The organism is Oerskovia paurometabola (assembly GCF_016907365.1).
Lineage (GTDB): Bacteria > Actinomycetota > Actinomycetes > Actinomycetales > Cellulomonadaceae > Oerskovia > Oerskovia paurometabola.
Genome location: NZ_JAFBBV010000001.1, coordinates 1,709,829 through 1,723,145, shown reverse-complemented (window position 1 = coordinate 1,723,145; position 13,317 = coordinate 1,709,829). Strand labels below are relative to the sequence as shown.

Below are 13,317 nucleotides of genomic sequence, written 5' to 3'. Positions count from 1 at the left end.
CGAACGCCCCTTCCTGGGAGTCTCCTGAACGTGCTATCTTCTGCCGCCATCTCATCACGTTCACGCAGGAGCATCGACGATGATCTTCTTCGGCTGGGGCCGCAAGGCCAAGTCACAGCACATCTCCCCAGAGCAGGCCCTGGTCCTCGCCTACACCTACGTCCACATCTTCTGGCTCTTCCGCATCACGGTGCCGCGGGAGTACAGCCTCGCGACGCTCACGCCGTCGGGCTGGGCACAGCGGCCGCTGACCGCGGACGAGGCGACGGACGCTCGTGGCGAGCTCTCGATCCACTGGTGGTGGAAGTGGGGCCTGGCGATCATCGGCGTCCCCCTCTTCGCGCTCTTCGTCCTGGCCCTCGCTCTCCCGGCCTGACGCGAGACCTCCGGAGCAGGTCCGGGGGACGGCCGGTCGCGAGCGGCCGCCCCCCGGGTCACCATGGGGAGCATCATGACTCCAGCCGACGCCGCCGCTCCCCCGCCCACCGCGACCGCCCCTGCCGACGGACCCACCGACCCTTCCGGGCCCACCCCGCTGACCGTCGCCGTCACGGGGGTGACGGGCTACGTCGGCGGCCGCCTGGTCCCCGAACTCCTGGACGCCGGGCACCGCGTCCGCGCGGTCGCCCGCCGCCCGGAACGCCTGGCCGGACGCGACTGGGCCCAGCACGTGGACCTCGTGCAGGCCGACGCGTCCGACCTCGACCAGATCCGCGAGGCGCTGCAGGGCGCGGACGTCGCGTACTACCTGATCCACTCGCTCGGTACGGGGCGCTCGTTCGCGGCCCGCGACCGCCGCACGGCCCTGACGTTCGCCCGGGCGGCACGCGAGGCGGGCGTCGGGCGGATCGTCTACCTGGGCGGCCTGTTCCCCGACGTCGACGACGCCGACCTGTCCCCGCACCTGGCCTCGCGCAAGGAGGTCGGCGAGATCCTGCTGGCCTCGGGCGTCCCGACGACGGTGCTCCAGGCCGCGGTGATCCTCGGCTCGGGCTCGGCGTCGTTCGAGATGATGCGCTACCTCACCGAGCGCCTGCCCGCGATGACGACGCCGCGCTGGGTCGACAACCGCATCCAGCCGATCGCGATCCGCGACGTGCTGCGCTACCTGGTCGGTAGCGCGACGATGCCCGCGGACGTCTCGCGCGCGTTCGACATCGGCGGACCCGACGTCCTGACCTACCGGCAGATGATGCAGGGCTATGCGCAGGTCGCGGGCCTCCCTCGACGGCTCATCGTGAGCGTCCCCGTGCTGACCCCGCGCCTGTCGAGCCACTGGGTGGGGCTCGTGACGCCCGTGCCCGCGAGCATCGCGCGGCCCCTCGTCGAGTCCCTGGTCCACGAGGTCGTGTGCGACGAGCACGACATCGCGCGGTACGTCCCCGACCCGCCCGGCGGGCTGATCGGCTTCCGCCGCGCGGTCGAGCTCGCGCTCGAGCGCATCCACGACGGGGAGGTGACCACCCGGTGGTCGTCGGCCGCGGTCGAGGGGGCGCCGAGCGACCCCCTGCCCTCCGATCCCGACTGGGCGGGTGGCTCGCTCTACGTCGACGAGCGCCGACGCGTGGTCGACGCTCCGGCAGACGTCCTGTGGTCCGTGATCGAGTCGATCGGCGGGCAGCGCGGCTGGTACTCGTGGTCGCTCGCGTGGCGGGTGCGCGGCCTCCTCGACCGGCTCTCGGGCGGGCCGGGCCTGCGACGCGGGCGCCGCGACGAACGCACGCTCGTGGTCGACGACGTCCTGGACTTCTGGCGGGTCGAGGCCATCGAGCCCGGCCGGCGCCTGCTGCTGCGCGCCGAGATGCGGCTGCCGGGTCTCGCGTGGCTCGAGCTGCGCGTCGACGAGGCGGCCGAGGAGATCACCGGGCCCGACGACGTCGGTCCCGCTCCCGAGGAAGCGTCCGGTCCGGGCCGGAGCTACTTCGCGCAGCGGGCGCTCTTCCATCCCCACGGCCTCGCCGGGCAGGCCTACTGGTGGTCGGTCAAGCCGTTCCACGGCGTGGTCTTCGGAGGCATGCAGAAGAACATCGCCGAGGCTGCCGAGCAGGCTGCGCGCCGGACGGAGGAGCAGGCCCGGCGGCCCACCGCTACTCCTCGAGCGCGGTGAGCATCCGGTCCACGAGGGCGAACGCGGTCTCGCTGACGACCATCCCGGCGAGCGTGACGTCCGTCAGGTCCGCGTAGTCCTCGATGAGCTCGCGGATGTCCTCGTCGAGCACGCCGGGCCGGTGCACGGCACCACGCGCGGGGACCGCGCCCGAGACCAGGTCGAACGTGAGGGACGCGATCGCGGCGAGCAGCGGCTCGTCGGCCGCGACGAGCCGTGCGATCGCGGCACGGCCGGCGGCGGACGTGGCCTCTCCCGTGACGGCCTGGAACGCGAGCAGCGCGACCTGGAGCGTCGCGGGACCGTGGAGGAAAGGCGCGTCGAGGCCGGGCAGGACCTCCTGCGCGGCGAGCAGCACCTCGAGCTGGAGGTCCACCTGGTCGGCGGGCTCGCCGGGCAGGTGGGCTGCCCCCATCGTCAGCAGGAGCAGCGCGACCCCGCTGCGCACGTCCTCGGGCTGGTGGTCGTCCCGGACGACGGCCGCGAGCACGCGCAACGCGGGCACCGAGACCTCGTAGAGCGCTCCCTCGTGGTTCACGACCTGCCACAGCAGGTCCAGTGCCTCGTCCTGCTCGGCACCTGCGGGCCCGACGACGGCGCGCACCAGGGCAGGGAGCACGTCGGCCGTGCCGAACGCCCCCTGGTAGGCGGCCCAGTCCACGGCGTCGAGCTCGATCTCGACGTCCGAGACCGACGCCGCGGACCGGGGCAGAACGGGCAGAACGTCTTCGGGTCCGGCATCGACGGCCACGTCGGCGCCCACAACCTCTACGGTGTCCACGCGCGCATCATGACATCAACCGGGGGCATCCGTCACGGTCGTGTTCGTCACCGGACCTGCGGACGTCTCACCGGGGGGCCCGGCGTCGCAGGATGGCGACGGGGCCGAGCGCCTCAGCGCCCCCGACGACGGAACTCGAGCGGTTCCTCGACGAAGGGCTGCCAGGCGGCGCGCTCGGGCTCGGTGATGCGTCGCGGGGCACCCGTCGCCGCGTCCACGACCACGATGGTCGTCGCTGCCTTGGCGTAGGGCCTGCTGCCGATCGAGGGCCCCGTGCGCTCGGCGCCGTCCGGCCACTCGGTGTGCACCTCGTAGCAGACCTCGAGGCTCGCCCCGCCCAGGTGTCCGAGCCACATCTCGACGCGCACCGGGCTCCGCGTGAACCCCAGGGGCCGCAGGTACTCGATCTCCTGCCGGGCGACCAGGGTGTGCGACGTCGCGTGCGGTCCCGTGTCGAGGACCGCCGTGGGCCAGCTCTCCTCGATCGAGGCCTCGGGGTGGCGCCAGAACGCGGTGATGCGGGCATCCTCCAGGAGCCGCAGCATCTCGACGTTGTTGACGTGCTGATAGGCGTCGAGGTCGGACCAGCGCAGGGCGACGGGGACGTGCAGGCGGGTCATGGAAGTCCTTTCTTCGCGTGGGGCACGCGCCTCTCGTCCGCCGGAGATCGGTGGGGAGGCACCCGGGTCACCTTACGCCCGCCTCAGGTCGCCGCGACCTGGGCGGCCACGCGGCAGGTCGTGAGCGCCGAGAGCTCCTCCGCGACGGGCAGCCAGACGAGGTGCCCCGCGACCTCCCCGATGCTCTCCCGCAGCCTGCGGCGCGCGCGGGCCGCCCGCCGTCGGGCACCGAGCGCTCCCGCGCCGCGCGACGCGAGGGCCAGCACGATGCCGACCACCACCCCGCCCAGGGCCAGGAGCGTCGGCCAGGGAATCCCCCGCCACACCGGGGTCGCCGGGGCCGGGAGCTGGAGGTACGCGAGCACCGCGAGCACCCCCAGCCACGCGAGCCCCGCGACCAGCGCCCCCAGCACGACCCACTGCAGGAAGCTCACGACGCCCCACCAGCGCGGGCGGCGCGTGGCCTCGAGCTCGGTGCCCGCGACGGCCTGGTCGAGCGCGTCCGCCAGGCCCCCCGTGCTGTCGGTCACGCTCGCCCGCGCCGCGAGCACCCAGTCCTGCGGGGCCCCGGCCGTCATGGTCGAGACGTACTCGCGGACCGCGACCTGCGCGCGGGCCGCGACCGTGGGCGAGGTCCGCGGGATCGACGTGCGCGCCAGGTCCGGCCGGTCCGTGCCGCGCGTGAGGCCCAGGCGCCGCAGCGGGTCCACCCGCAGCCGCCCGATCCACCGCGTGGGTGGCCACCCGGTCGCGGCGCGTGCGCGGCGGTTCGCCGATCCGCGGACGGCGTCGACCACGGTGGGCACCCCGGCCGCGGCCTCGAGGGCGTCCACGAGGCGGGCCCGTGCCGCGTCCTGCGAACGCGCGGGCACCGTGTCGCCGCACGCGTCCGCGATCCGCCTCGCGACGCCGCGCACGTCCGCGGCCATGCGCGCGACCGCGGCCTCCCGGCGGGCCGCCGCGCGGTCCAGGAGCGCGTCGAGCTCGTCGATCCCCTGCCCCGTGGTCGCCGAGACGCCCAGCACGCGCGCCGCGGCCAGGCCGTCCTCGGCCACGAGCCGGCGCAGGTCCGCGAGGCACGCGGTCGCCTCCTCGGGCGTCAGCCGGTCGATCTGGTTGAGCACGACCACGACGACGTCCCCGTGCCCGGCGAGCGGGCGCAGGTACCTCTCGTGGAGTGCCGCGTCCGCGTACTTCTGGGGGTCGACGACCCACACCAGCAGGTCGACGCGCTCGACCAGGCGCTCGGCGACCGCCCGGTGCTCGGTCACGACCGAGTCGTGGTCCGGCAGGTCCAGCAGCACGAGCCCGTCGGTGGCCACGGCCGCACGATCCGCGGCATGGTGCCGGTCGCCGACCTCGAGCCAGCTCAGGAGGGGGTCCGCGCCCGGCCCCCAGACGACCGCCAGGGGGCGCGACGTCGTCGGGCGCGTGATGCCCGCACGCGCGAGCGGCGCGCGCGCGATCGCGTTGAACAACGACGACTTGCCGGACCCGGTGGACCCCGCGAGCGCGACGACCGTGTGCTCGGCCGACAGCGCGCTGCGCGTCGCGGTCCGCGCGAGGACGGCACGCGCGTCGTCGAGCAGGTCGTCGGGGAGGCGCGCCGTGCCGGCCGAGACCGCGGTCTCGAGCGCCGCGACACGCGCCGAGAGGTCGAGGCGGGCCATCAGCGCTCGTCCCCGGTGGTGGTGGCGTCGCCCGGCTCGTCCGTGCGGGCGCCGAACAGGCGGCGCCAGAACCCGGGACGCTCGGTCGCCACCGCGTCGTCCGGGGCCGCTGGTGCGGTCGCAGGACGGGTGTGCGCGCCGCGCAGGGCGCCCGCCTGCCCGACGACGCCGCTCGCCTCTCCCGCCACGCCCGCCCGGTCGCGGCTCTTCTGCTCGCGCCGCGCGGCCTGGCGCACGTCGTACGCCGCGGCACGCAGAGCGGCGCCCGTTGCGTCCCCCGTGCCGAGCGCGTCGAGCTGCGACGTGTAGCGCCGGGCCTCGCCGTCGAGGACTGCCGTGACACGGCCCACGAGCCGGTCCTGCGCGGTGCGGGTCAAGCGGCGGACCGCGTCGTCCCCGAACACGGCCTCCAGGAGCTTCTGCGCGAGCACCGCGGTCCCGCCCGCGATGCCGATCTCCGCCCCGGTGATGCCGCCCGTCGAGGCGAACACGAGGATCATGAGCGCCACGCCCAGCCCGTTGAGACCGAACGACAGCGCCCTCGCCGTGCCGCGCCGGGCCGCGGCCTGCTCGCCCACGAGCGCCAGGACGTCGGACTGCCAGCCCCGGATCTCCTCCGCGACCCGGGCGCGCAACGAGGCCGAGGCGCGGGACAGGTCGAGCCCGTCGAGCAGTGCGGAGCCGGCCGGGTCGGCACGCCACGCGCGGTACGCACGTTCGGCGGCCTCCTCCGCGGCGTCGAGCACCACGGACTCCAGGCCGTGCGAGATCGCCTCCTCGACACCCGGGACCTTGCGGCCCTTGCCGCGGAAGAACCCGCCGATCGCGTCGCGCACCGAGCCGACCTTCTGCTCGACCGCCCGGAAGAACTCGCCCGTACCCACGAAGTCCTGCCAGCGCGCGAGGACCTCACCGCGCAGCATGGCACCGTCGCTCGTCGCGGCCAGGACCGTGCGCCGCGCGTCGTCGTAGGCCGCGTCGACCGCGGACCTCAGGTGGTCGTCGGCCTCGTGCTGCACGTCGACCGCGCCCGCGAGCCGCAGCGCACGCCGCACCAGGTCGTCGACCACGCCGTCGCGCGTCGCGTCGATCACGGCCGAGCGCGCGCCCGCGTCGCCGCCGAGCGCGGTCAGCCAGCGCGAGATCTCCCCGACCGCGGTCTCGGGCAGCAGACCGTCCGTGAGCGGAGCCTCGGGCACGAGGAAGATCGGCACGTCGCCCAGACCGTTCTCGGAGGCCAGACGCTGGAGGTCCGCGCCGACGGCCTCCGCCCCCGGGTCGACGCGGTCCAGGACGAGCGCGACCTGCGCGCGCCGGGTCGCCGCCTCGACGAGCAGGTCCCACGGCACCGCGTCGGCGTAGCGCGCGGCCGTGGTCACGAAGAGCCACAGGTCCGCGGCACCCAGGAGCTGCGCCGCGAGCTCGCGGTTCTCGACCACGACCGAGTCGACGTCCGGGGCGTCGAGGAGCGCGAGGCCCTGCGGCAGGACCTCGGACCCGACCAGCCGGACGGACCGGTGCGATCCCTCGGCCGCCCAGTGGTCCGCGGGACCCGTGACGCGTGCGAGCCCCGGCAGGATGCGGTCCGTGCTGAACCAGCGGACGTCGAGCGGGTGGTGCACCAGCACGGGCGAGCGGGTCGTGGGCCGCAGGACCCCCGGGACCGTGACCCTCTCCCCCAGGACCGAGTTCACGAGCGTCGACTTGCCCGCCCCCGTCGAGCCGCCCACCACCACGAGCAGCGGCGCGGACCTCGACCGCAGGCGCGGGAGGAGGTAGTCGTCGAGCTGGTCGACCGCGAGGGCGAGCGTCCGCCGGTCCTCCTCGACCCCCGGCGTCACGAGAGGCAGGCGCTGCGCGGTGAGCTCGCCCCGCAGCACGTCGAGGGCCGCGACGAGCTCGTCGGTACCCTGCGCCGTGCGCGCGGCATGCCCCACGACCGGGTCGTCCTCAGCGACGTGGCGACCGTGACCGGCCTCGTCGAGGCCCCGCCCGACGGAGCCGGCCTCGTCGGAGCGGTCGTCTGCGCCGTCGGGAAGGCCGCCGTCAGGGGCGCCGCCGACGGACGGGGCGACGTCGTCGCTCGGGAGGGTCATGGGCCTCAGTCTGCCGGACGCGGCGCCCGAGCGACCGGTGAGCGCGCCGGGACGCCGAAGGGCCCCGGCGCAGCTCGCCGGGGCCCTTCGGTCGCGGTGCCGTCCGTCAGGGGACGAGCACCGGTCGTGCGCTGGTCAGTCGCGCGTCAGCTTGCGGTACGTGACGCGGTGCGGGCGCGCCGCGTCGGCACCGAGGCGGCCGATCTTGTTCTCCTCGTACGAGGCGAAGTTGCCCTCGAACCAGTACCAGTTCGCCGGGTCCTCCTCGGTGCCCTCGTACGCGAGGATGTGCGTCGCGACGCGGTCGAGGAACCACCGGTCGTGCGAGACCACGACGGCGCAGCCCGGGAACTCGAGCAGGGCGTTCTCGAGCGAGCCCAGCGTCTCGACGTCCAGGTCGTTGGTGGGCTCGTCGAGCAGCAGGAGGTTTCCACCCTGCTTGAGGGTCAGCGCGAGGTTCAGACGGTTGCGCTCACCGCCCGAGAGCACGCCGGCCGGCTTCTGCTGGTCCGGACCCTTGAAGCCGAACGCCGCGACGTACGCGCGCGAAGGCATCTCGACGTTGCCGACCTTGATGAAGTCGAGCCCGTCCGAGACGACCTCGAACAGCGTCTTCTTGGGGTCGATCCCGCCGCGCGACTGGTCGACGTAGGAGATCGACACGGTCTCGCCGACCTTCAGGTCGCCGCCGTCGAGGGGCTCGAGGCCCACGATCGTCTTGAAGAGGGTCGTCTTGCCGACGCCGTTGGGGCCGATCACGCCGACGATGCCGTTGCGCGGCAGCGTGAAGCTGAGCCCGTCGATGAGCCGGCGGCCGTCGAAGCCCTTCTGCAGGTTCTGAGCCTCCAGGACGACCGAGCCCAGGCGCGGGCCCGGCGGGATCTGGATCTCCTCGAAGTCCAGCTTCCTGGTGCGGTCCGCCTCGGCAGCCATCTCCTCGTAGCGCGCCAGACGCGCCTTCGACTTGGTCTGGCGGCCCTTCGCGTTGGAGCGGACCCACTCGAGCTCGTCCTTCAGGCGCTTCGCGAGCTTCTGGTCCTTCTTGCCCTGGATCGCCAGGCGCTCCTGCTTCTTCTCCAGATACGTGGAGTAGTTGCCCTCGTAGGGGTACAGGCGACCGCGGTCGACCTCGCAGATCCACTCCGCGACGTGGTCGAGGAAGTAGCGGTCGTGGGTCACGGCGAGGATCGCGCCGGGGTAGGACGCGAGGTGCTGCTCGAGCCACAGGACCGACTCGGCGTCCAGGTGGTTGGTGGGCTCGTCGAGGAGCAGGAGGTCGGGCTTCTCGAGGAGGAGCTTGCACAGTGCCACACGGCGGCGCTCACCGCCCGAGAGCACCGACACGTCGGCGTCCGGCGGCGGGCAGCGCAGCGCGTCCATGGCCTGCTCCAGCTGCGAGTCGAGGTCCCACGCGTCGGCCGCGTCGATGGCCTCCTGCAGGGTGCCCATCTCGGCGAGCAGGGCGTCGAAGTCCGCGTCCGGCTCGGCCATGAGCGCCGAGATCTCGTTGAAGCGGTCGAGCTTGCCCTTGATCTCGGCCACGCCCTCCTCGACGTTGCCGAGGACCGTCTTCTCCTCGTTCAGCGGCGGCTCCTGCAGCAGGATGCCGACCGAGTAGCCCGGCGAGAGCCGGGCGTCGCCGTTCGAAGGCTGCTCGAGGCCGGCCATGATCTTCAGGATCGTGGACTTGCCGGCACCGTTGGGGCCGACCACACCGATCTTGGCCCCGGGAAGGAAGTTCAGGGTGACGTCGTCGAGGATGACCTTGTCACCGTGCGCCTTGCGCGCCTTGTACATGGAGTAGATGAACTCAGCCACTGGCTCTGTTCCACCGTTCGATCGCTCGCGGGATGCTGTGCGCCCGCCCCGGACCCGGGGTGGCCCCCGGTGGGGCGGGCGTCTTCGACCCCCCAGCCTACGCGGTCGGGCCTCAGCGCGTCGCCAGGAGCTCGCCGGTCAGCAGGTCCTCGCCGTCGTCGTCGGCCTCGGCCTTCTCGTCGGTGAGGCCCGCGTGGTCGGCACCCGAGCCTCGCTCCCCCAGCGCGTCGTCCACCAGGCCGTGCTCGGCGTCGTCGTCCTCGGGGAACGGCTCCCCCGGCCGGCCCAGGTCCCACGCGGTGCCGTCGCCCGGTCCCTCGTCCAGACCGCCCGAGCGCTCACCGGCCCCCGTGGCCGCCGAGCCCGGGACGCCCCCGGGCGACCCGGACGCCGGGGCGTCGGTGACGCCGTCGGGCTGGGCCGTGCGATGGACCGTGTGCTGGAACTGCGCACGACCGCGCGTCAGGTCCGGGCCGAGCGCGCTCGCCTCGATCACGAGGTTGGTGCGCGGACCCTCGGGGCTGGTCCACTCGTCGACCGCGAGGCGGCCGGTGACCACGACCGCGTCGCCCTTGCGCAGCGACGCCGCGACGTTCTGCGCCATGGCCCGCCACGCCTTGACCGTGAACCAGATGGTCCGTCCGTCGACCCACTCGCCGCGCGAGCGGTCGAGGTAGCGCGTGGTGCTCGCGATGCGAAAGCTCGTGAAGTCGTTGCCGGTCGGGGACGTGAAGAGCTTGGGAGTCGTGCCCATGAAGCCTGCCAGCGTCACCGTGACGTCGTTGCCCATCGTTCCTCCTGGGTGCGGGGTCGGCCTGGTGCCGACCGCGCACTCAGGCTGACGGTTCGCGCGTCGCGGTGTCCTGGGCCGAGGGGGCTCCTGTGGACGCGTCGCCCAGATCCTTGCCTGTGGGCAACGTCAGAGGCCCGGTGAGCGGCAGCTCCTTGCCCGTCTCGCGCGCCGACTGCGCCAGCTCGCGGACCCTGCGGTGCTCGTCGAGGAGCTTCTGCGTGGGCTTGCCCATGGTCTCCTGGACCACGCGTTCGACGGCGCCGCGTCCGGACGCCAGCACCGTCGCCTCGCGGCGGCGCGCCAGCGTGCGGCGGATCTGGACCCCCGCGAGGAAGAACCCCAGGGCGACCAGGACCGCGGCCCCGGCCACGATCGCGGACGTCGCGACGATCGCCCTGTCCAGGTCCAGCACCCCCAGCGAGCTGAGGATCGCGAGAGCTCCCGTGACCACCGCGACGCCGATCGCCACGAGCGCCGTGACCCGCGTCGCCCGAGCCGAGGACGGCCCGCGGGTGTCGAGCGAGACCTTCGACAGCGCGCGCTGGGTGTCCTCGACGAGCCGGTCCGCAGGCGCCACGGCCTCGTCCAGCGCACGCTTCCAGCCCGGGCGCAGCGCCTTGCCCGCGCGCGCGATCCACCGGCTGCGTGACAGCGCGACGGCGTCGGCCTGCGGCGGGGCGAACTCGGGGCGCCCGTACCCGTTGCGCACCGCTGCCGCGACCTGCCCCGCGACGGCTGCCAGGCCCGTGGCCTCGCCGATGGCGACGACCTCCTCCTCGACCGCGGTGCTCATCGTCCACGGCACCTCGCCCGGGGTCTCCTCGAGCAGCAGCGCGCCGGCGCGGTCGAGCTCGCCCGCGACACGGCTCGCGGCCACGCTCCGGCGCGCCACGGCCTGCTCCAGGAGCTCGCGCACCTGCCCCAGGCCCTCGCCCGTGCGTGCGGAGACCATGGTCACGTACACGCCCGAGAGGCCGTCCTCCTCCAGGAGGCGGCCCATGTCCGCGACCAGGTTCCCGCGCTGCGTCGTGGGCACCGTGTCGATCTGGTTGAGCGCCACGACCATCGACGCCTCGAGCCCGACCGACTTCTGCAGGTAGCCCGAGTGCAGCGCGTCGTCGGCGTACTTCTGCGGGTCCACGACCCACACGAGCAGGTCCACAAGCGGCAGGACGCGGTTGACGACCTCCTGGTGCGCGGGCTCGATCGAGTCGTGGTCCGGCAGGTCCAGCAGGACCAGGCCCTCCAGACCCTGCTCGGCGTCGCCGTCGAGCTCGCTGCCGCGCGTGATCCGGCGCTCGGGGTCGACCTCCAGCCAGTCCAGCAACGCCGTCGCCTGGTCGCTCCACGAGCACGCCGTGATGCGGGCCGTCGTGGGCCGCTTGGCACCCACGTCCGCGAAGTTGAGGCGCGAGATGCGGTTGAACAGGCTCGACTTGCCGGAGCCCGTGCCGCCCGCGAGCGCCACGACCGTATGGTCCACGCCGAGCGCCAGACGCTCGCGCACCCCGTCGATCGCGGTCCGGATCCGAGCCGCGACCTCGGGGTCGAGCCGGTCGCCCGCGAGGTCCAGGGCCTTGGCGAGGTCGTCCGTGCGGGACCTGAGCTGGGTGTCGTGGGACGTCATGAGAGCCTCCTGAGCTCGGCGAGGCGCAGGCGCAGCCCGACGGCGGCATCCGGTGCGAGGGCGGGGACGTCGAGGCGTTCGTGCAGGTCGAGGGACTCGCGGGCCACCATGGTCGCGGCGCGGTCCGCGAGGTCCGACGCGAGGGTCGCGACCGACGCGTCCCCCGCGTCGCCGAGCAGGCTGCGCACGAGGCGCGCGGCGTCGTCGGACCCTGCGGCGGCCGTGAGGAGGAGAGCCGCCAGGCCCGTGGGCCCGAACGCCTTGCCCGCGGCCTCGGCCCGGCGCGTCTCGGCGGTCTCCTGCGGCGCGATGCCGGGCTCGTCGATGCCGCGCAGGGCCTCGACGGCACGGTCGGCGACCGCGACCCACTCGTGGACCTGCGTCGCCGCGGCCTGCTCACGTGCTGCCTCACGGACCGGGTCACCGTGCTCGGGCGCGAAGGCCGGGCCACCGGGAGGGGCCGTAGGTCCCGAGAGCGCGACCCGCAGGGCGTCGTCCGCGGTCGCGCCCGCGGCGACGAGAGTACGGGTCGCTGCGGCGCGCACCTCGTCGAGCAGCGGTTCGAGCGCGACCTCGCGCGAGCGCCCCCGACGCTTGGTCGAACGGGCCAGGCCGTGGCGGACCTTGACGCGGTCGATCTTCTCCGCACCCGCGAGCTGGGCCCAGCGCGAGGCGACCGACCCCTCCGCCACGACGCCCGAGGCGACGGACGCACGGGCCGAGGCCTCGGCACCCGGCAGGGCACGGTCGATCGTCTCGCGCAGGACCTCCGCGGCCTCGACCTGCTCCTGCACGGCGCCCGCGATGCCCGTGACCCATGCGGGCAGCGCCGCGAGCGACCCCTTGAGCGTGCGCACGATCACGGCGCGCGAACGGTCCGGCCCCGCGAGCATCGTCAACCAGCGCGCGATGGGCGCGACCGTCGCAGGGTCGAGCATGCCCTCGTGCGGACCCACGTCAGGGATCACGAACAGCGGGACGCCCTCCATGCCGTGCTCGCGCAGGCGGGCCAGCAGGTCGCCACGGATCGTCGTCAGGTTGTGCTGCGGGACGCGGTTGAGCACCATCGCGACGCTCGCGCCGCGCTCCATGGCCTGACCCAGCGCGACCCAGGGCAGGGCGTCGCCGTAGCGGGCCGCCGTGGTCACGAACAGCCACAGGTCCGCGGCCTCGAGCAGCTGCGCAGCGGTCGACCGGTTCTCCGCGAGGAGCGAGTCCAGGTCCGGGGCGTCCAGCAGCGCCGTGCCGCGCGGCACGCCGTCGTGCTCGACGACGCGCGACATGGCCGTCGTCGGGCTGTGGACCAGGACGTCGACGTCGAGCGGGTTGTAGGCGAAGACGGGCTCACGGGTCGTCGGGCGCAGGACCCCCGCCGTGGAGACCTCCTCGCCCAGCAGCGAGTTGTACAGGGTCGACTTGCCCGCGCCCGTCGACCCGGCGATCACGACCACCGCAGGCGAGGACAGCTCCTTGAGCCGGGGCAGCAGGTGCTCGTCGAGCTGGTTCAGGAGGCGCTTGCGCGCCTCCTCGGCGTCCGCGGCACCGTCGAGGTCCAGCGGCAGGCGGGCGTCGGCTACGTCACGACGCAGGTCCCGGCCCACGTCGTAGACGGTCGTCCCGATCTCCTCGGGGGCGTTGCCAGGCGTGTTGCCGGGCGTCCTGCCCGAGGCGGAAAGGGCCCGCGAGGCAGGGTCGGCAGCATGTCGGGTCGTCACCCGTTCATCTTCTGTGGTTACCGAGGCGATGCCAAACGCGCGCGCCGATGACCGGGTGACGGACTGCGGCCGGGGCGGGTGAGTTGGCTG

Annotated in this window: 10 protein-coding genes; 2 read left to right on the top strand and 8 right to left on the bottom strand. The window is 74.1% G+C overall.

Annotated elements, in window-relative coordinates; genetic code table 11:
• Positions 1-79: 79 nt before the first annotated feature.
• Both JOD48_RS07750 and JOD48_RS07745 read left to right on the top strand, forming a co-directional pair.
• Entirely contained in the window at positions 80-376 is a 297-nt protein-coding gene (locus JOD48_RS07750; protein WP_204808403.1) for a hypothetical protein, read from the top strand.
• 75 nt (positions 377-451) lie between these two features.
• A complete protein-coding gene (locus tag JOD48_RS07745) occupies positions 452-2,107 on the top strand; it encodes an SDR family oxidoreductase (RefSeq protein ID WP_239527353.1) in 1,656 nt (551 codons plus the stop codon).
• On the opposite strand, the gene JOD48_RS07740 is transcribed toward JOD48_RS07745, so the two are convergent.
• The 8 genes from JOD48_RS07740 to JOD48_RS07705 all read right to left on the bottom strand — a co-directional run bounded on the left by JOD48_RS07740 (position 2,088) and on the right by JOD48_RS07705 (position 13,227).
• A complete protein-coding gene (locus JOD48_RS07740) occupies positions 2,088-2,888 on the bottom strand; it encodes a hypothetical protein (protein ID WP_204808399.1) in 801 nt (266 codons plus the stop codon). The genes JOD48_RS07745 and JOD48_RS07740 overlap by 20 nt on opposite strands.
• A 113-nt stretch (positions 2,889-3,001) precedes the next feature.
• Positions 3,002-3,508 carry an acyl-CoA thioesterase gene (locus JOD48_RS07735; protein ID WP_138824940.1) on the bottom strand — a complete coding sequence of 169 codons (507 nt, stop codon included), beginning with the start codon at positions 3,506-3,508 and terminating at the stop codon, positions 3,002-3,004.
• Positions 3,509-3,591: 83 nt separating this feature from the next.
• Complete coding sequence (locus JOD48_RS07730) at positions 3,592-5,178, bottom strand: GTPase family protein (protein WP_204808397.1); 1,587 nt, start codon at positions 5,176-5,178, stop codon at positions 3,592-3,594.
• On the bottom strand, positions 5,178-7,274 hold the full coding sequence (locus JOD48_RS07725) for a dynamin family protein (protein ID WP_204808395.1): 2,097 nt from the start codon (positions 7,272-7,274) through the stop codon (positions 5,178-5,180). The genes JOD48_RS07730 and JOD48_RS07725 overlap by 1 nt, the downstream gene beginning before the upstream one ends.
• Before the next feature lie 135 nt (positions 7,275-7,409).
• Positions 7,410-9,092 (bottom strand): energy-dependent translational throttle protein EttA, encoded by a 1,683-nt coding sequence (gene ettA, locus JOD48_RS07720; RefSeq protein WP_191789197.1) that lies wholly within the window; start codon positions 9,090-9,092, stop codon positions 7,410-7,412.
• 112 nt (positions 9,093-9,204) lie between these two features.
• Positions 9,205-9,882: a single-stranded DNA-binding protein gene (locus JOD48_RS07715; RefSeq protein WP_204808393.1), complete on the bottom strand. Its 678-nt coding sequence runs from the start codon at positions 9,880-9,882 to the stop codon at positions 9,205-9,207.
• Between the two features lie 43 nt (positions 9,883-9,925).
• Positions 9,926-11,512 (bottom strand): GTPase, encoded by a 1,587-nt coding sequence (locus JOD48_RS07710; RefSeq protein WP_191789199.1) that lies wholly within the window; start codon positions 11,510-11,512, stop codon positions 9,926-9,928.
• Positions 11,509-13,227, bottom strand: coding sequence for a GTPase (locus tag JOD48_RS07705; RefSeq protein ID WP_191789200.1), 1,719 nt, complete (start codon positions 13,225-13,227; stop codon positions 11,509-11,511). Before JOD48_RS07705 ends, JOD48_RS07710 begins: the two co-directional genes overlap by 4 nt.
• Positions 13,228-13,317 lie beyond the last annotated feature (90 nt).